The 17,695-nt window shown below is 58.7% G+C and carries 15 protein-coding genes and 2 riboswitches; of the genes, 6 read left to right on the forward strand and 9 right to left on the reverse strand.

The annotated features are described in order from the left end of the window. Window positions 1-221: 221 nt before the first annotated feature. Window positions 222-322: riboswitch (PreQ1-III riboswitch) on the forward strand. A gap of 7 nt (window positions 323-329) precedes the next feature. From J3348_RS07005 to J3348_RS07020, 4 genes are all read left to right on the forward strand, one after another. Further along, on the forward strand, window positions 330-854 hold the full coding sequence (locus J3348_RS07005) for a QueT transporter family protein (protein ID WP_005944292.1): 525 nt from the start codon (window positions 330-332) through the stop codon (window positions 852-854). Between the two features lie 19 nt (window positions 855-873). Continuing rightward, window positions 874-1,524 (forward strand): HAD family hydrolase, encoded by a 651-nt coding sequence (locus J3348_RS07010; RefSeq protein WP_207698636.1) that lies wholly within the window; start codon window positions 874-876, stop codon window positions 1,522-1,524. Between the two features lie 396 nt (window positions 1,525-1,920). Continuing rightward, window positions 1,921-4,761: a preprotein translocase subunit SecA gene (secA, locus tag J3348_RS07015; RefSeq protein ID WP_207698637.1), complete on the forward strand. Its 2,841-nt coding sequence runs from the start codon at window positions 1,921-1,923 to the stop codon at window positions 4,759-4,761. 77 nt (window positions 4,762-4,838) lie between these two features. After that, window positions 4,839-6,059 (forward strand): M20 family metallopeptidase, encoded by a 1,221-nt coding sequence (locus J3348_RS07020; protein WP_207698638.1) that lies wholly within the window; start codon window positions 4,839-4,841, stop codon window positions 6,057-6,059. 160 nt (window positions 6,060-6,219) lie between these two features. Here the strand turns inward: J3348_RS07020 and J3348_RS07025 are convergent, their stop codons facing one another. The 4 genes from J3348_RS07025 to J3348_RS07040 form a co-directional block, all read right to left on the reverse strand. Further along, window positions 6,220-7,134: a hypothetical protein gene (locus J3348_RS07025; RefSeq protein ID WP_097781635.1), complete on the reverse strand. Its 915-nt coding sequence runs from the start codon at window positions 7,132-7,134 to the stop codon at window positions 6,220-6,222. Window positions 7,135-7,167: 33 nt separating this feature from the next. After that, on the reverse strand, window positions 7,168-8,487 hold the full coding sequence (locus tag J3348_RS07030) for a competence/damage-inducible protein A (protein WP_154259332.1): 1,320 nt from the start codon (window positions 8,485-8,487) through the stop codon (window positions 7,168-7,170). A gap of 7 nt (window positions 8,488-8,494) precedes the next feature. Next, the gene (gene thiI / locus J3348_RS07035) at window positions 8,495-9,694 is read right to left on the reverse strand and encodes a tRNA uracil 4-sulfurtransferase ThiI (RefSeq protein ID WP_207698639.1); all 1,200 of its coding nucleotides are present in this window, start codon (window positions 9,692-9,694) and stop codon (window positions 8,495-8,497) included. Between the two features lie 355 nt (window positions 9,695-10,049). Next, window positions 10,050-11,201, reverse strand: coding sequence for a cysteine desulfurase family protein (locus J3348_RS07040; protein ID WP_207698640.1), 1,152 nt, complete (start codon window positions 11,199-11,201; stop codon window positions 10,050-10,052). 233 nt (window positions 11,202-11,434) lie between these two features. Next, a riboswitch (ZMP/ZTP riboswitch) is annotated at window positions 11,435-11,521 on the forward strand. A gap of 212 nt (window positions 11,522-11,733) precedes the next feature. Between J3348_RS07040 and J3348_RS07045 the strand changes: the two genes are divergently transcribed. After that, window positions 11,734-13,395: a formate--tetrahydrofolate ligase gene (locus J3348_RS07045; RefSeq protein ID WP_005944320.1), complete on the forward strand. Its 1,662-nt coding sequence runs from the start codon at window positions 11,734-11,736 to the stop codon at window positions 13,393-13,395. A 50-nt stretch (window positions 13,396-13,445) separates the two neighbouring features. Here the strand turns inward: J3348_RS07045 and J3348_RS07050 are convergent, their stop codons facing one another. Next, entirely contained in the window at window positions 13,446-14,348 is a 903-nt protein-coding gene (locus tag J3348_RS07050; protein ID WP_005944322.1) for a GDSL-type esterase/lipase family protein, read from the reverse strand. A gap of 241 nt (window positions 14,349-14,589) precedes the next feature. Between J3348_RS07050 and J3348_RS07055 the strand changes: the two genes are divergently transcribed. Continuing rightward, window positions 14,590-14,874: a hypothetical protein gene (locus J3348_RS07055; RefSeq protein ID WP_097775268.1), complete on the forward strand. Its 285-nt coding sequence runs from the start codon at window positions 14,590-14,592 to the stop codon at window positions 14,872-14,874. A 42-nt stretch (window positions 14,875-14,916) separates the two neighbouring features. Here J3348_RS07055 and J3348_RS07060 read toward each other — a convergent pair whose 3' ends face one another. The 4 genes from J3348_RS07060 to J3348_RS07075 all read right to left on the reverse strand — a co-directional run bounded on the left by J3348_RS07060 (window position 14,917) and on the right by J3348_RS07075 (window position 17,657). Beyond that, a complete protein-coding gene (locus tag J3348_RS07060) occupies window positions 14,917-15,525 on the reverse strand; it encodes a CD1247 N-terminal domain-containing protein (protein WP_207698641.1) in 609 nt (202 codons plus the stop codon). An 88-nt stretch (window positions 15,526-15,613) separates the two neighbouring features. After that, window positions 15,614-16,171: an elongation factor P gene (gene efp / locus J3348_RS07065; RefSeq protein WP_005928281.1), complete on the reverse strand. Its 558-nt coding sequence runs from the start codon at window positions 16,169-16,171 to the stop codon at window positions 15,614-15,616. Window positions 16,172-16,290: 119 nt separating this feature from the next. Next, window positions 16,291-17,157 (reverse strand): TIM barrel protein, encoded by an 867-nt coding sequence (locus tag J3348_RS07070; RefSeq protein ID WP_207698642.1) that lies wholly within the window; start codon window positions 17,155-17,157, stop codon window positions 16,291-16,293. Then, window positions 17,154-17,657, reverse strand: a complete 504-nt coding sequence (locus tag J3348_RS07075) for a YqeG family HAD IIIA-type phosphatase (protein WP_207698643.1) — start codon at window positions 17,655-17,657, stop codon at window positions 17,154-17,156. The genes J3348_RS07070 and J3348_RS07075 overlap by 4 nt, the downstream gene beginning before the upstream one ends. Window positions 17,658-17,695: the final 38 nt, after the last annotated feature.

Here is a 17,695-nt window from a genome sequence, read left to right on the forward strand (position 1 = left end):
ACGATTTTAATAGCCTCCGCTTTCGCTCTGGCTATTTCAGCGGTAATTTTATTTTTATTTTGAGGTTCCGAAAAGCCTGCGGGCTTTTCGGAACCTCTTTTTCACCGGAAGAGTCCAAACCAAAAACTGCATCTGTACCTGATTCCGCGAAAATTCGTTGCAATCTGCCAAAAATTATGCTATACTGCCTTTTGCTGTGCTTTTTGTGCGGCATCCTTTCAGAGCAACTTAGGATTTTAGGCTCCCCGGCGTGTCTCGAACCATGCCGGGCCAAACCCACAGGGGCTGGCGGCCCTGTGCGGTCAAAATCATCCCGCTGGAGTATTATCATGAATCAGAATCCTTCCGTCCGTAAACTGGTGCGCTGCGGCGTGGTCGCAGCCATTTATGTTGTTCTCTGCATGGCTCTGCAGCCGCTCTCCTATGGTGCGGTACAGGTGCGTGTGGCTGAGGCGCTCTGCCTGCTGCCGGTGTTCGGTGCCGAGTACATTGCCGGTGTGGTACTGGGCTGCTTTTTGGCAAACCTGCTGGGCTCTACCATCGTGGATGTCATCTTTGGCACCCTTGCCACCCTGCTGGCCTGCCTTGTCACCTACAAGCTGCGGAACATCCGCATCAAGGGTCTGGCTGTGGCGGCTTCCCTGCCGCCGGTGCTGTTCAATGCCGTGATCATCGGCATTGAGATTGCCGTCATGTTCCCGGACCCCACCTCCAGCGCTCCCATCTGGCTGGCCTGCATCACCAACGGCATCTCCGTAGGTATCGGCGAGCTCATCAGCTGCACCGTTCTGGGTGTGCTGCTGGTGAAGATCATCGAGAGCAGCAAGGCCCTGCGCAAAATTTTTGCAGCTTAATGACCGCAAGGAGGTTTCCATGCAGGCAAACGGTATGATCTTCTGGGACTGGAACGGCACTTTGATGGATGATGTTGATTTCACCCACAGCTGTCTCAACTGGATGCTGGAGACCCACGGTTATCCGCAGCGGTACGATCTTGCCGCTTATCGGGAAATTTTCGGTTTTCCCATTGAGGAATATTACATCCGCGCCGGTTTCAACTTTGCAAAGCACCCTTATGCAGAGCTGGCCGAGCGCTTTATGGAACATTATAACGCAGGCGTGGATGCCTGTCCCCCCTCTGCACACGCTGCCGAAACGCTGGCCGAACTTTCGCGCCGGGGCTGGCGGCAGAGCGTGCTTTCCGCCTCCCGCCGGGACTACCTGATCGAGCAGGTAGCCGCACGGGGCCTGCAGGGCTATTTTACTGAGTTGCTCGGCCTTGCAGACATCTATGGCGTAAGCAAAGTGCAGGTGGGCAAACAGTGGCTTGCACAAAGCAGCATCGCCCCTGCTGCCTGCGTGATGGTGGGCGACACCCAGCATGATGCCGAAGTTGCAAAGGCCCTTGGCACAAAATGCGTGCTCTACACCGGCGGCCACCAGTCCCGCGCGCGGCTCGAGGCTGTGTGCCCGAATGTCATCGACGATCTGGCACAGCTGCCGCAGCTGCTGGAAACCTTATAATGTACATCTGACCACTTCTGATTTGCAAAAATCAGAGGTGTTTTTTGTTTTAGCTGGCTCGCCCTCTCAGTCTCGCATTCGCTCGCCAGCTCCCCCAAAGGGGGAGCCTCTGACGAAACCGGAAACTTTGCGTGGATTGCCAAGGCCTCCCACTTTGGGGGAGGTGGATGCGACCAGCGGGAGCAGACGGAGAGGGCGAGGCTGTTCGCCTCCACCACATATCTTTTCCTTTTATGAACCCCCTTCCAGCGCAAATTTACAGAAAATTCATTCAAAATCCGGCTAAAATAACCTTGCAGGTTTGACGCGTCTGCCGCTTTGGTGTATCATATATGTGTGTATTTATGTCTATCTCCGGGAAGCATTTTCCCGAATTTGATCTATGAGGTGTTACCAATGTCCCTTGTTGAAAAACTCTTTGGCAGCTTCTCGGACCGGGAGCTGAAAAAGATCAACCCCATTGCCAAGCAGGTGCTGGCTCTGGAAGAAAAATATGCCGCCATGCCGGATGCCGACCTGCAGGCACAGACCGCTGTGTTCAAGCAGCAGCTGGCCGACGGCAAGACCACCGATGATATCCTGCCCGATGCCTTCGCCGTCTGCCGCGAAGCCGCATGGCGCGTGCTGGGCATGAAGCACTTCCCTGTGCAGGTCATCGGCGGCATTGCCCTGCACCGCGGCGATATTTCCGAGATGCAGACCGGTGAAGGCAAGACCCTTGTGGCTACCCTGCCCGCCTACCTGAATGCCCTCACCGGTGAGGGCGTGCATGTTGTCACCGTCAACGATTACCTTGCCAAGCGCGACAGCGAGTGGATGGGCAAGCTCTACCGCTGGCTGGGCCTTTCTGTCGGCCTGATCGCACAGGGCATGGACGGCGATGCACGCCGCGCCGCCTATGCTGCCGACATCACCTACGGTACCAACAACGAGTTCGGCTTCGACTACCTGCGCGACAACATGGTGACCTATAAGGCCAACATGGTGCAGCGCGGCCACGCCTATGCCATCGTCGATGAAGTGGACTCCATCCTGATCGATGAAGCCCGCACGCCCCTGATCATTTCCGGCCGCGGCGAGGATTCTTCCAGCCTGTACACACAGGTGGACCGCTTTGTGCGCACCCTGCGCAAGAGCGTGGTGGTAGAGCTGGAGGATAAGGTCTCTACCGACGAGCAGACCGACGGTGATTACGTCGTGGACGAAAAGCACAAGACCTGCACCCTGACTGCCAGCGGCATCAAGAAAGCGGAAGCCTACTTCAAGGTCGAAAACCTTGCCGCCGCCGAGAACATGACCCTTGCCCATCACATCGATCAGGCCATCAAGGCTTACGGCGTGATGCAGCGGGACATCGATTACGTGGTCAAGGATGGTCAGGTCATCATCGTGGACGAGTTCACCGGCCGTCTGATGATCGGCCGCCGCTACAACGAAGGCCTGCATCAGGCCATCGAAGCCAAGGAGGGCGTGAAGATCGCCGCCGAGAGCAAAACGCTGGCTACCATCACCTTCCAGAACTACTTCCGCATGTACAAAAAGCTGTCCGGTATGACCGGTACCGCCAAGACAGAAGCCACCGAGTTCACCGAGATCTACGGCCTGAACATCGTTACGGTGCCCACCAACCGCCCCCGTCAGCGCATCGATTATCCGGATGCCATCTACAAGACGGTCAACGGCAAATACAATGCCGTTATCCAGCAGGTGCTGGAATGCCACCAGAAGGGCCAGCCCGTGCTGGTGGGTACGGTCAGCGTGGAAAAGAGTGAGACCCTTGCCAAGATGCTGCAGAAATACACCCGCGACTTCAACGTGCTGAACGCAAAGAACCACGAGCGCGAGGCCGAGATCGTGGCGCAGGCCGGCAAAAAGGGTGCCATTACCATTGCCACCAACATGGCAGGCCGTGGTACCGATATCATGCTGGGCGGCAACGCCGAGTTCATGGCCAAGGCCCAGATGCGCAAGGAACACTTCTGCGAAAACCTGCTGAACCCGGAAAAGCCCGAGGATGCCGACCCGGCTGCAGTGGAAATGCTGCTGACCGAAGCCAACGGCCACGGCGATACCGAGGATGCCAACATCCTTGCTGCCCGCAAGCGCTTCGATGATCTGTACGCCCAGTGCAAGCCCCAGATCGATGCCGAAGCTGAGCAGGTGCGCGCTGCAGGCGGCCTGTTCATCATCGGCACCGAACGCCACGAGAGCCGCCGCATCGACAACCAGCTGCGCGGCCGTGCCGGCCGTCAGGGCGACCCGGGTGCTTCCCGCTTCTACCTGAGCTTGGAAGATGACCTGATGCGCCTGTTCGGCGGCGACCGCGTCTCCAGCCTGATGGATACCCTCAAGATCGATGAGGACACTCCCATCGAGAACCGCATGATCACCAACACGCTGGAAAGCGCCCAGAAAAAGCTGGAAGGCCGCAACTTCGAGATCCGCAAGAACGTGCTGAAGTACGACGACGTGATGAACCAGCAGCGCGAGATCATCTATGGTCAGCGCCGCAAGGTGCTGGATGGCGAGGATATCAGCACCGAAATGCACAAGATGCTGCGCGAGAACATCGATTCCAGCTGCGACCAGTTCCTGGCCGGTGATGTGAAGGACGACTGGGACTTTGGTGCCCTGCGCCGCCACTATCTGGGCTGGCTGACCACCGAGGAAGACCTCCACTACACCGTGGCCGACTTTGACGCTATCTCCCGCAAGGGCATTGCCGACCAGCTCTATGACCGCGGCATGAAGATCCTCGCCGACAAGGAGCAGCGCTACGGTACTCCCATCATGCGTGAGCTGGAGCGCATCTGCCTGCTCAAGTGCGTGGACCGCATGTGGATGGACCACATCGACAACATGGACCAGCTGCGTCAGGGCATTGCGCTGCGCGGCTACGGCCAGAAGGACCCCGTTGTGGAGTACCGCATCGAGGGCTTTGACATGTTCGACCAGATGGTGGATTCCATCCGTGAGTCCAGTGTGAAGATGCTGCTGACCATCGAGATCCGTCAGGCCGGTGCTGCCCCCAAGCGTGAGCAGGTGGCAAAGCCCACCGGCGAAGGCTTTGTGCCCGGCAACGGTGCACCCGGTGCCAAGGGTGCACCCCACGGCCAGCCTGTGCGTGTCATCAAAATTGGCCGCAACGACCCCTGCCCCTGCGGCAGCGGCCTGAAGTGGAAAAAGTGCACCTGCGCCAAGTACCACCCCGAAGGCACATCGACGAACGAAAACTAAGTAAAAAAACCTCTCAGACTCTGCCATAAGGCAGGGTCTGGGAGGTTTTTGATAAAATAGAGGGAGTTGATTTTGGAATGATCACACCAGAAAAACTGCTCGAATCCGCAAAGGAACTGGAAACCCAGCTGCGCACATGGCGGCGCACCCTGCACCGCCACCCGGAGGTAGGCTTTGACCTGCCCGAGACAAAAGCGCTGGTCAAAAAAGCCCTGACCGAGATGGGCTACACCCCGCAGGACTGCGGCAAGTGCGGCGTACTCGCGCTAGCGGGCGGCAAGCGCCCCGGCAAGACCATCCTGCTGCGCGGTGACATGGATGCTTTGCCCATTCAGGAAGAATCCGGTGAGGAGTTTGCTTCCGAGATCCCGGGCCGGATGCACGGCTGCGGCCACGATATGCACACCGCCATGATGCTGGGTGCGGCAAAGCTGCTCAAAGAACACGAGGACGAGATCGAGGGCACCATCAAGCTGGAATTCCAGCCTGCAGAGGAGATCTTTCAGGGTTCGCTGGACATGCTGAAAAACGGCCTGCTGGAAAACCCGAAGGTGGACGCCGCGGTCATGTTCCATGTTCTGGCCGGGATGCCTCTGCCCGTGGGCACCGTGCTGGTGCCGGGCGGCGGCATCACCATGGCAAGCTGTGAGCAGTACCACATCACCGTACACGGCAAGGGCGGCCATGGCTCCATGCCCAACGCCTGCATCGACCCCATCACCGCAGCGGCCCACATCCACATTGCCCTGCAGGAGATCAACAGCCGTGAGCTGGACCCCGCCAAGTTTGGCGTATTCACCACGGGCCGGTTTGAAGCTGGCAAGGCATCCAACGTCATCCCGGATTCTGCCGATATGTGGGGCACTATCCGCACGGTGGACCCCGAAGGTGCCGTGAGCGAGCAGATCCACCAGCGCATGACCGAGATCGCGCAGGGCGTGGCGGCAGCCTATCGCTGCACTGCTGATGTGGAGTTCAGCGACCACTGCCCCTGCATGGTGGTGGATACGCCTCTTGCCAAGAATGCCCTGACCTATATGACCGAACTGCTGGGCCGTGGTGCCATGGATATGACCGTTCTCACCGGCGGCAAGCCCGGCGGCGGCAGCGAGGACTTTGCCTTTGTCAGTCATGAAGTGCCTACCGTGAGCATGTTTCTCTCCGCAGGCAACGCCAAGGAGGGCTATGTTTACGGCCAGCACCACCCCAAGGTACGCTTTGACGACAGCGTGCTGTACGTGGGCTCTGCAGCCTATGTTTATATGGCTCTGCGGTGGCTGAGCGACCACAAGGCATAACCATTCGGAAAATTTATCATTTATTTGAACCTCCGAAAAATCTGCGGATTTTCCGGAGGTTCTTTTTCACGGATGGGTTCGGAGCAGCACACTGCATCTCTTAAAAAAACGCCTTTATAAACAAAAAATCCCGGAAGGTTCGCACCCTCCGGGGTCTTTTTTATATCAGTTTTGCCCCCGCATGGGGCAGGCTGTCGGCACCAAGGCTCTGCAGTCTCTGCGGCAGGGCGGCGAGGTCGCCGCCGGTGTAATACCACGCAGCGGCAAACGCGGCCAGTGCCAGAATCAGCAGAAAAATCAGGGCATTCCGCACCCTGTGCCGTTTGCGCGGCGCTGCTGTCGGTGCATCCGGCTCCGGCTTGTCCGGCAGGCGCTGCGCCGTCAGGGCATCTGCCGGGATGGCCCTGCCGTATTTTTGCCAGCTTGTCCCCGCCGCCTGCGGCAGACCGGAGGCCGCCCGGCGGATCATATCCAGCAGCCACAAAGCAGGCGTATCTGCATTGGCCACTGTGCGCACCCAGCAGCCTTTCCGGCTGCCCAGAAACAGCACCGTGTCCTCGGCGCGCTCCAGACACCCGGCTGCAAAGTCTGCACCCACAAGGCGCTGCGCTGCCCGCACACGGGTAAGCTTTGCCGGCACCGGCCCGCCCTTGACCCGGCAGACCTTTGCACTCAGCTTTTCCCGCACCTTTGCATCGGCATAGCTCATGGCTCCAAAATCAAACACTTTTTCTGCGCCGGCCACCGTTTCCATCCGGGCTTCCAGCAGAGTGCCTGCGTCGGCATCGCAGCACACCAGCAGCCTGTGGTGCGTTTCCAGCGCCTGCACCGCTGCATGAACAAGGGTCATCTCCCCTTCTCCATAGAGCTCTGCCGCAAAGCGGCCGTTCAGGGCCTTGCGGGCCTTTTCCAGCCCGGCAGGCGTTTCGGCCTGCAGGGCCGCAAGCACCTCTGCCCCACGGCCACGGCACTGGGCAGCAAGTCCTGTCTGCTGCACTGCCTGTTGTACCTCCCACAGCGGTGCGCCAAACAACCGCAGCACACAGGTGGTCTGCGTTTTTTCTTCGTGTATCAACTGCTTCACCCCCGCGGCCCGGGGCCGCTCGTATTAACCCTTGAGGAAGGTGCTGTCCAGTGCCGTCAGAGCTGCAGCATCATGCCGGGCGCTTTTTGCCAGTGCCTGTGTATCTGCAGGAACTTTGCCCTGAGCCAGACGCAGCGCCAGTTCCAGTGCCGCCTGTGCCGCGCGGGCACGCACCAGCGCACGGTCGGGGCGGGAGACGAAGAGCTTTTTTACATAGACGGTCTCACCGCAGGCCGCACCCAGATACACCGTGCCCACCGGGCGGACGGCATCGCCGCCGTTGGGGCCGGCCAGACCGGTGACGCTGACAGCGATATCGGCCCCGGCAGCTTCAGCTGCGCCCAGTGCCATCTGTGCTGCCACCGGTGCGGACACCACATTGTACTTTGCGATCGCCGCCGGGTCTACGCCGATCATCTTTGCCTTGGCCTGCTCCCAGTAGGTAACAAAGCCGAAGCCGAACACCTCACTTGCACCGGACACATTGGTCAGCCGCTGGGCGATCATGCCGCCTGTGCAGCTTTCTGCCGTGGCAATGGTGAGCCCCTTTTTCTTCAGGGTGTGCACCAGAGTCTCTTCCAGACCGGTCACATCCTCATCATACACCGCATCACCCAGCAGATCATAGAACTTTGTGGCGTATGCGCGGCACATTTTTTCGGCTGAACTGTCGGTTTCTGCCCGGGCCGTGATGCGGATCTCGCATTCGCCGGTTTTGCAGTAGATGGCGGCGGTGGGGTTTGCATTTTCCAGCAGATGCCGCACACGGTATTCAATAGCGCTTTCACCGCCCAGCACCCGCAGCGTTATGGAATGCAGGGTGCAGTTCTGGCGGGCCAGCAGCAGCGGGCGCACGCTCTCCTCCCACATGGCCTTCATTTCGTGAGGCACACCGGGCATCAGCACAGCGCAGTGGCCATCCTGCTCGAACCATGCCCCGGGGGCAGTACCGTGGTTATTGATGATCTTGTGGCCGTGCACCGGCACCATGGCCTGCTTGCGGTTGTTGGGGGTAGTCTTGCGCCCGGTGCGCGTGAAGAAATCCACGATCTTCTGCCATTCTTCCGGGTCAAAGGCCAGCGTGTCGCCGTAGCAGCCGGCAACCGTCTCCTTGGTCAGGTCGTCTGCGGTGGGGCCAAGCCCGCCGGTAAACACCAGCAGGTCGCACCGCTGCTTTGCTTCGTTGACAAAATCTGCCAGACGGTCGTGGTTGTCGCCGATGGTGCTCTCGCGCTGGACCGTAATGCCCAGTGCCGCCAGCTCGCGGCTCAGATACTGGGCGTTGGTGTTCAAAATGTTGCCGAGCAGCAGCTCGGTACCCACACTGATGATCTCTGCTGTCATGGATAAATCAACCCTCAAATTCTACCTGATCGGTGATACGGATGCGGATGCGCTCGGCGTTCTCTGCGGCTTCGGCTTCCAGCGCGGCAAGACCGGGCATGGCGGCTTCGGCTTCCAGAATTTCGGCCAGCTCCGGGCGGATCTTCGGGTGCGGCGGGGTGAAGATGGTGCAGCAGTCCTCGTAGGGCAGGATGCTGGTCTCAAAGGTGTTGATGTGGCGTGCCGTCTCCACGATCTCGGTCTTGTCCATGCCGATGAGCGGGCGCAGGATGGGCAGATCCTGCGCAGCATCGGTGCACTGCAGGGCCTTGACGGTCTGGCTGGCTACCTGAGCCAGACTCTCGCCGGTAACAAGGGCTTCGCAGCCCTGCTTCTTGGCAATAACGTTGGCAATGCGCATCATGCTGCGGCGCATCAGCACCGTGAACAGCACATCCGGAGCATTATCCCGGATGTACTCCTGCGGCTTTGTGTAGGGCACGACGAACAGATTGGAGCTGCCCGTATAGATGCTGGTGAGCTGCGCCAGAGCTTTTACCTTGAGCTTTGCACGCTCCGAAGTGTACGGCGGAGACGCAAAGTGGATGTGGTCCAGTGCCAGACCGCGCTTTGCCATGCGGTAAGCTGCCACGGGACTGTCGATGCCGCCAGACAGCATGTTCAATGCACGGCCGCTGGTGCCCACGGGCAGACCGCCCTCGCCGGGCACTTTGGGGCCGTGGATGTAGGCACCGTAATCACGAATTTCTACGATCACCTTGAAATCCGGGTTATGCACATCCACCTTGAGGTAGTTGTGTTTGCCCAGCAGATAGGCACCCAGCTCCCGCATCAATTCAGGGCTGGTCATGGGGTAGGTCTTGTCGGAGCGGCGGGCTTCCACCTTGAAGGTGCGGATGCCGTGCAGACTGGCACCGAGGTAATCCTCAGCGGTCTGGCAGATGGTGTCAAAGTCCTTGTCGCAGACCACGGCGCGGCTGAGCGCCGCAAGGCCGAACACCTTGCTCACCCGGTCAAAGGCGAGGTCCATATCCACGTCCTCTTCCTCAGGCTCCATGTAAAAGGTGGACTGGGTGCAGTAGACCTTGAACTTGCCCACGGTCTTGAGCCGGTAGCGCAGAATTTTCATCATCGCCGACTCGAACTGGTTGCGGTTGAGGCCTTTCAGGGACATTTCACCCTGATAGCCCATGATAATTTCATGCATAAATGTTGTATCTCCTAGGTTACGATTTAACATGGCCTCCGCTTGCGCTCTGGCCATTCTCAGCGGAAATTTTAATATTTATATTTGTGTTCTGAAAATGACTGCGGTCATTTCCAGAACACTTTTTCACGGGCAGGGTCGTAACGGTCAGCGGCATCCATCCTCCTATTCGCGAAAGTATCCTGACGAAAAATACAGAGGAACAATTTGCTGCATCTGCCGGTCCGGACCCCTTCCGTAAAAATGCGTTTGGAGTGCCCCGCAGGGCACGACAAACGCCCTAATCAGAATGATCCTTCCTCTAAACATGGCCAGAGCAAAGCGGCGGCCATTCCAGATGGTCCTGCCTGTGGAATCACTTCCGGATCCTCTGCAAGCTCTTCATTCCGTCCTCAAAGCGGTTGAGGAAAGCATCCACATCCTCCGGGGTGTTGTCGCCGCAGAAGGACACGCGGATGGCCGTGTCGATGGCAAGCGGGTCTTTGCCCATTGCCGCCAGCGTATGGCTGGGCTGGCCGCGGCCGCAGGCGCTGGCCGACGAAACGTAAATTTGTGCTTCAGCCAGCCACGCCAGCATGGTCTCGCTCTTGATGCACATCTCGCTGAAGTTCAGCACCTCGGGCACCGCGTTTTCCGGGCTGTTGAGCTCCACCTCCGGAAAAGCTTTCAGGCCGTCCCGCAGACGCTGGTTCAGGGCCTTCATAGCGGTGTCACGGCTCTTCATGGTCTTGGCAAGACGGGTGGCGGCTGCGGCAAGACCCATGGCGTAGGGCAGGTTTTCGGTGCCCGGGCGCAGGCCGCGCTCCTGCTCACCGCCGAGGTACGGCGGCCGGAACGCCTGCACCAGACGGTCAGAAAGGTAGAGCGCACCAATGCCCTTGGGAGCGTGGATCTTGTGGCCGCTCACCGACAGGGTGTCGATGTTCGTCAGCTTGATGGGCACACGCATCCACGCCTGCACTGCGTCCACATGGACAATGGTGCGGCTGTTGCGGCGCTTGACCTCGGCGGCAAGGCGTTCCACATCGTTGCGGGTGCCCACCTCGTTGTTCACCATCATGCAGGCCACGAGGATGGCGTTCTTGTCCACATGCTCCAGCATTTCGTTGATATCCAATGTGCCGTCCGGGCGGGGCTTGACCACCGTGACATTGTAGCCCTGCTGCGCCAGCTCTTCCAGCGGGCGCTGGACGCTGGGGTGCTCAAAGCCGGACACCACGATGCCCTTGCCGAAAGTGCGGGTGCGCACCGCGCCCAGCAGGGCCAGATTGTTGCTCTCGCTGCCGCAGGAGGTAAAGTACAGCTCCTTTGGCTTGCAGCCCAGTGTACGGGCCACAGCGGCACGGGCGGCGTTCAGCGCTTCCTCGCTGCGGGCACCGGGGCCGTACAGGCTGGACGGGTTTGCCCAGTGTTCCCGCATGGCCTTGTCGATGACATCCGCCACCTCGGGAGCCACCATGGTGGTAGCGGCGTTATCCAGATAATGCAATTCAGGGTTTTGCAGCATAAAAGGGATTCCTGCTTTCTGTTTTTATAATAATCCAGTTTAATTATAGCACAGAAAGCTGTAGAACGCAAAATATTCGCGTTTGCGAGCGCAGCGCAGCAATGAAAGCCCCAGTGGGGCTTTTAAGCGACAGAACGGTCTTGCGCAGCAAGATGGAGGGGCCTCGCCCCGACAAGTTCGTATATGTTTTTCCTTGACAAACACCCCGGCATTGTGCTATCTTTACTGCATAGAGACCGTATCTCTGCTGACGGAACCTTGTGGAGCACCACAGTGCAGGGATGGCGGGAGAGTCAATGCCGACCGTCTGGGCAGCCTTGCGCAATTGCTGCGCAAAGCTGCCTTTTTTGTTGTCGGAAGTTGTTTTTATAAGCAGGGTGCGTTGAATGGCGGGATTTTTTGCCCGCAGACAAGGCGATTTTCCGCAGCAATCCTGACAGATTGCAAGGGAAAGCAACGCAGGATGCGAGCAAAAAGGCCGTTCAGGCAGCATGCAATGCTTGTAAAAACGACTTCCAAAGGAGGATGTCTGATGAAAACCGATATCGAGATCGCACAGGAAGCCAAAATGAGACCCATCACCGAGATCGCCGCCCAGCTGGGCCTTTCCGATGAGCACGTGATCCCCTATGGCCGCTACAAGGCCAAGATCGATCACCGCCTGATCCACGATGCCAAAAAGCAGGGCAAGCTGATCCTTGTCACTGCCATCAGCCCCACCCCGGCGGGCGAGGGCAAAACCACCACCAGCGTGGGTCTGGCCGATGCCATGAACGCTCTGGGCAAAAAGACCATGCTCTGCCTGCGTGAGCCGTCCCTCGGCCCCGTGTTCGGTGTCAAGGGCGGCGCAGCCGGCGGCGGCTACGCACAGGTGGTGCCCATGGAGGATATCAACCTGCACTTCACCGGCGACCTGCACGCCATTGGCACGGCCAACAACCTGCTGGCCGCCATGATCGACAACAGCATCCAGCAGGGCAATCCGCTGAACATCGACCCCCGCCGCATCACATGGAAGCGCTGCATGGACATGAATGACCGTCAGCTGCGGTTCATCGTGGACGGTCTGGGCGGCAAGGTGAACGGCACCCCCCGCGAGGACGGCTTTGATATCACCGTTGCCAGCGAGGTGATGGCGATCTTCTGCCTCGCCACCAGCATTTCCGACCTGAAGGAGCGTCTTTCCAAGATCGTGTGCGCCTACACCTACGACGGCAAGCCTGTCACCGCCGGTGAGATCGGTGCTGCCGGTGCCATGACCGCCCTGCTGAAGGACGCGCTGGACCCGAACCTTGTACAGACGCTGGAAAACAACCCCGCCATCATCCACGGCGGTCCCTTTGCCAACATCGCCCACGGCTGCAACAGCGTGCTGGCTACCAAGTTGAGCCTTTCTCTGGCCGACTATACCATCACTGAAGCAGGCTTTGGTGCTGATCTGGGCGCAGAGAAGTTTTTGGATATCAAGTGCCGCTACGCCGGTATCGCTCCCTCTGCCTGCGTGCTGGTGGCCACTGTGCGTGCCCTCAAGAGCCACGGCGGCGTGGCAAAGGCCGACCTGAGCCAGCCCAACCTCGAAGCCGTCAAGGCCGGTGCATCCAACCTCATCCGCCACATCGACAACCTGAAAAATGGCTTCGGCCTGCCGGTGGTGGTCGCCATCAATGCCTTCCCCACCGATACCGCCGAAGAGCAGGCCTATGTGGAGCAGGTGTGCGCCGAGCAGGGTGTTCCCTGCGTGCTGAGCGAGGTGTTCGCCAAGGGCGGCGAGGGCGGCAAAGCTCTGGCCGAGAAGGTGCTGGAGGTGCTGGAGGATCGTCCCATCCAGTACACCTACCCGCTGGAAATTCCCCTGAAGGACAAGATCAACGCCATCGCCACCAAAATTTACCGGGCCGACGGCGTGAACTACAGCGCCGCCGCCAGCAAGACACTGGCCGAGCTCACCGACATGGGCTACGGTAATCTGCCTGTCTGCATCGCCAAGACCCAGTACAGCTTCAGCGACAACGCCAAGCTCATCGGTGCCCCCACCGGCTTTACCATGGAGGTGCGCGAGGTGCGCCTTGCTGCCGGTGCAGGCTTTGTGGTGGTCATCTGCGGTAATATCATGACCATGCCGGGCCTGCCCAAGAAGCCCGCCGCTGTGGGCATCGATGTGGATGCCAACGGCAAGATCACCGGCCTGTTCTAAGTTTCAAGTAAAAAATAAGAGGTTCGCTCAGTGAACGAACCTCTTATTTTTTATCCTTCTGTGTGGCTGCACAGATAATCCGTCCATACGGCATACCCGGCGGGTCTCAAATGGTAGCCGTCCGGCTGGGCGTAGCTTTCGATCAGGTCGCCGTTTTCATCTGCCAGCACTTCCCACAAGTTGAGAAAATAGCAGTTCTTTTCCAGCGCAATGGCTGCCAGCTCATTGTTGATCTGGCACAGGCGGTCGCGGTTCAAGCCCTCATGGCCGGACTTCTGGCATACTTCCGGCCGCACCGGCGTGATGGACTGCACATAGATCTTTGCATTTGGCAGTGTCTGGCTCAGCATGTCCAGCATCAGCCGGTAATAGGTCAAAAAGCTGCTATAATCGGTATCGCGGCCCAGCACGTTGGTGCCCAACAGAACATAAATAGCTCTGGGCTGCTGGGCGGTCAACGCTTCCAGCGGCACCTCAGCCACGCCGTCGGTACGCTTGCAGGTGGTGCCGTTGACGATCACGTTCGGCCCAACACCCTTGTACGCACAGAACATGGCGTTCTGCATTCCTTCTTCGTACAGCTGCATGCCCTGCGTCAGGCTGTCGCCCACAAAGCTCACGTCATTGAACCATTCCTTGCCCACAGCCGTGCTGCTCTTTGGCAGCGCCGCCATACGGAAATCCAGCGCAGTGGCCGCGCTGTCTGCAAGCGTCTGCACCGTGAGCTGCCGCGCCACCGCGTAGGAGGCCGTGTTCCAAGTATTATCCTGTGTTACCTCCTGCAGGATGGTGTTCTGCCCAACGCCGGAGGGCCGCTGTTCCCGGTGCAGGCTCTTCCACAACATCCCGATGGCTCCCACCAGCAAAAGCAGCAGCAGCAAAGCTGTCGCCATGAACCGCCTGCGCCAGCGTTTGCGCAACACGCGCCGCCGGTATTCCTGATAGTCTGCCATGCTGTCTCCCTCACTTTTCTGCCCGGGCTATGCTGCGGGCTTTCTCGTTCTTAGTATACCATATCTGTGCATTCCGGCAAGACCCGTTTTCTGCCAGAGTGCCTAAAATTGCAGATTTATTTTGCACGCAGGCATGCCATTGTGTGCAAAAAGCCCGCCTTCTATCGGGTCAAAAGCTTGCATCCTGTACCATAGATGTGTTATACTGAACTGAACTACTATTGATAGGGAGGCTTTCACGATGGCATTTACTCCAAAACTGACTTATAAAGGCAAGCCCCTCGTCCGCAAGGACAATGAGCTGTACTACGGCAATATGACCGACCCATATGTGCTCTATCTGCAGATCACGACCACCAAGCCTGTGGGCGATCAGCAGGTTGCAGACAAGGTCCACCTGATGCTGCTCTCTACCGACACCACCAAGGCTCCGCAGGAGCGCGTGATGCGTCAGACTACCAAGATCGGCCTGTACAACGCTTTGGACATCGGCAGCATCTGGCTGCAGAAGGCAAACGCACAGTAAACAAAAAAGACCGCTGCACCGGAGTGCAGCGGTCTTTTTTGCTTATTCTTCGGTCACTTCAAAGTCGAGTGGCTTGCCGCAGTTCGGGCACTTGGGTGCGCCGTCCAGCAGTTCGTCTTCCTCAAACACGGCGGTGGTGCCGCAGTCCGGGCAGGTCACTTCGTACTGCACGGGGCCATCCTCGGCATCCTCTTCGGCATCCTCTTCGCCATCCCCTTCCAGAGCGACCTCAAAGGTCACGCCGCAGTGCGCGCAGTTGGCTTCGCCTGCATCCAGATCATCCTCGCTGACGTAAACGGTCTCGCCGCAGTTGGGGCAGGCCACTTCATAGAACGGCTCGCTGGCGATGTCATCATCCTTGGCATCGTCATCGTCGTCGCCGTCGGAGTCCTCATCCTCAGCGTCCTCGCTTTCGCCGTCTTCGTCCTCCTCCTCGTACAGATCTGCTTCCAGATCTTCCAGCTCATCGCTCAGGTCGTTGATCTGGTCGTAGGCGCGGGAAAGATCTTCGTCCACGCTCTCGATGACCTCAGCCATTTCACCCAGCAGTGCGCTCATGGCCTTGATGATCTTGCCCTCTTTGGTGGTATCATCAATGCCCAGACCATCGACCAGACCCTGCAGATAAGCTGCCTTTTTGTTCAGTTCCATACGAATGCCCTCCTTAAAATGAGAAAAATCGGAGTTTTAAAAAAACCGGGCAAACGGTTGCCCGCAGCCCGGTTTGGCGTTAAAGGGATCAGACGCGCTCCATATACTCGCCGGTGCGGGTATCGATGCGGATGTGGTCGCCCTCGTTGATGAACAGAGGCACACGAATCTCAGCACCGGTCTCGACGGTAGCGGGCTTCAGGGTGTTGGTGGCAGTGTTACCCTTGACACCCGGCTCGGTCTGGGTAACTTCCAGCTCGATGAAGTTGGGGATCTCGACGCTGAACACCTTGCCCTTGTAGCTCAGCAGCTTGCACAGCTCGTTCTCCTTGCAGAACTTGAAATTATCGGGCACATCGGCTGCGTTGACGGGGATGTCATCGTAGGTCTCGTTGTCCATGAAGTGGTACAGATCGCCATCCTCGTAGCTATAGGTCACGTCCTTGCGCTCGATGAAAGCCTGCGGGAACTTTGCGGTCGGGTTGTAGCTGGTCTCAACCACAGAGCCGGTAATCACGTTCTTGGTCTTGGTACGGACAAAGGCAGCGCCCTTGCCGGGCTTCACGTGCTGGAACTCAACGACCTGAAGAACCTGGCCGTCCTGCTCAAAGGTCACGCCATTGCGAAACTCGCCTGCAGAAATCATAGGAATTCCTCCATTAGTTTAATCTCAAATGCTTAACGCATATCTCTATTTATTTTACCCAATCCGTTTGCATTTGGCAAGGGGTTTCGGCAAAAAAGACGATAAAAACACAAAATTTTTTACGTTTTGCACGCTGCATGGTACATCTGCTGCATAGTCCCGGCATCCTCAGCCTGCGTGCCTGCGCTCTCACAGATGATAACCGGCTGCTGCTTCCGCTCAGCCAGCAGTTCCATCAGCGGCTGCGGCTCCGGGCCGAACTGGGTCTCGGCAAAGGTCCAGTGGCGCTTTTCGCCGCCCGCCGAATACTCGATGCGGGAAAAATGCACATGGAACCGTTCTGCCCGTTGGTCCCCCAGCTTTTCCGCCATGCGGTCAAGGATGGCAGCGTAGTCCTCTTTCGAGCGGATGCCGCCCAGAGTGCGGGCATTCAGGTGGCCGAAGTCGATGCAGGGCATAATGCGCTTATCCACGCTGCACAGCGCCAGCACCTCGTCCAGTGTGCCCAGCTGGCCGATCTTGCCCATGGTTTCCGGGCAGAGAGTCATATCGGCAAAGCCTGCTTCGTCCAGCGCTTCCACGGCACGGCGCATGGTATCCAGCGCTTTTTCAAGGGCCGCTTCCCGGCTCTGCTTGCCGCAGCTGCCGGAGTGGAAGATGATGCGTCTGCCGCCCAGCGCTTTGCACACCGCCGCACTTTGCAGCAGATACTGGATGCTGTTGAGCCGCTTTTCCTCTTCCAGACTGGACATGCTGATATAATACGGTGCATGCACGCTGAACAGGATATCCTTTGGCGCGGCCAGTGCGGCCATTTTTGCAGCCTTGTCCAGCCCCAGACGCACGCCCCGTCCGCACTGGTACTCGAAGGCGTTCAGTCCCATCTTTGCGGTGTACTCCGGCACATCCAAGCTGCTTTTGTAGCCTTGGGCGGCAAAGCTGTCGCTGGTGCCTGCGGTGCCGAACCGGATCTTCCAATCGCTCACAGAGTCTTGCCTCCCCGGTCATAGTATTTCTGCCAGTGTTTTTTCTCCCACTTACGCTTGAGGATGACCTGCGCACCGAGGTCCGGGCCGCGGGGCACCACCATCAGGCCCGGAATGCCGTACAGCGCTGCCGCCATGCGGTCGGCATAGAGCTGGTCGCCCACCATCGCCATCTGACGGTGCTTCACGCCCATGCGGTGCTGCGCCGCCATCAGAGCAAAGGGCAGCGGCTTTGCGGAGCGGTACAGGTACGCAAGGCCCAGCTTCTGGGCAAAGGGCCGCACCCGCTTTTCCGCACCGTTGGACACGATGGTGAGCCTGACACCCGCCCTGCGCATAGTGTCCAGCCACACGGCCACATCTTCCGGCAGCTCCTGACTGCGGTCGGCGGTGAGGGTGTTATCGATATCCAGCACCAGCGCAGCGATGCCTTTTGCCGCCAGCCATTCCGGCGTGATGTGGGTGACATCCTTGAAAACGTATTCGGGGGTGATGAGCATAGTATTTCTCCCTGCAATGAAAATAGGGGAGCCTGCAA

Source organism: Faecalibacterium sp. Marseille-Q4896 (assembly GCF_017377615.1).
Taxonomy (GTDB): domain Bacteria; phylum Bacillota; class Clostridia; order Oscillospirales; family Ruminococcaceae; genus Faecalibacterium; species Faecalibacterium taiwanense.

What these genes read in the sequence shown, in the direction of transcription:
- J3348_RS07005 (WP_005944292.1), top strand. Translation starts at nt 330, where the DNA reads ATGAATCAGAATCCTTCCGTCCGTAAACTGGTGCGCTGCGGCGTGGTC.
- J3348_RS07010 (WP_207698636.1), top strand. Translation starts at nt 874, where the DNA reads ATGCAGGCAAACGGTATGATCTTCTGGGACTGGAACGGCACTTTGATG.
- secA (WP_207698637.1), top strand. Translation starts at nt 1,921, where the DNA reads ATGTCCCTTGTTGAAAAACTCTTTGGCAGCTTCTCGGACCGGGAGCTG.
- J3348_RS07020 (WP_207698638.1), top strand. Translation starts at nt 4,839, where the DNA reads ATGATCACACCAGAAAAACTGCTCGAATCCGCAAAGGAACTGGAAACC.
- J3348_RS07030 (WP_154259332.1), bottom strand. Translation starts at nt 8,487, where the DNA reads ATGACAGCAGAGATCATCAGTGTGGGTACCGAGCTGCTGCTCGGCAAC.
- thiI (WP_207698639.1), bottom strand. Translation starts at nt 9,694, where the DNA reads ATGCATGAAATTATCATGGGCTATCAGGGTGAAATGTCCCTGAAAGGC.
- J3348_RS07040 (WP_207698640.1), bottom strand. Translation starts at nt 11,201, where the DNA reads ATGCTGCAAAACCCTGAATTGCATTATCTGGATAACGCCGCTACCACC.
- J3348_RS07045 (WP_005944320.1), top strand. Translation starts at nt 11,734, where the DNA reads ATGAAAACCGATATCGAGATCGCACAGGAAGCCAAAATGAGACCCATC.
- J3348_RS07050 (WP_005944322.1), bottom strand. Translation starts at nt 14,348, where the DNA reads ATGGCAGACTATCAGGAATACCGGCGGCGCGTGTTGCGCAAACGCTGG.
- J3348_RS07055 (WP_097775268.1), top strand. Translation starts at nt 14,590, where the DNA reads ATGGCATTTACTCCAAAACTGACTTATAAAGGCAAGCCCCTCGTCCGC.
- J3348_RS07060 (WP_207698641.1), bottom strand. Translation starts at nt 15,525, where the DNA reads ATGGAACTGAACAAAAAGGCAGCTTATCTGCAGGGTCTGGTCGATGGT.
- efp (WP_005928281.1), bottom strand. Translation starts at nt 16,171, where the DNA reads ATGATTTCTGCAGGCGAGTTTCGCAATGGCGTGACCTTTGAGCAGGAC.
- J3348_RS07075 (WP_207698643.1), bottom strand. Translation starts at nt 17,657, where the DNA reads ATGCTCATCACCCCCGAATACGTTTTCAAGGATGTCACCCACATCACG.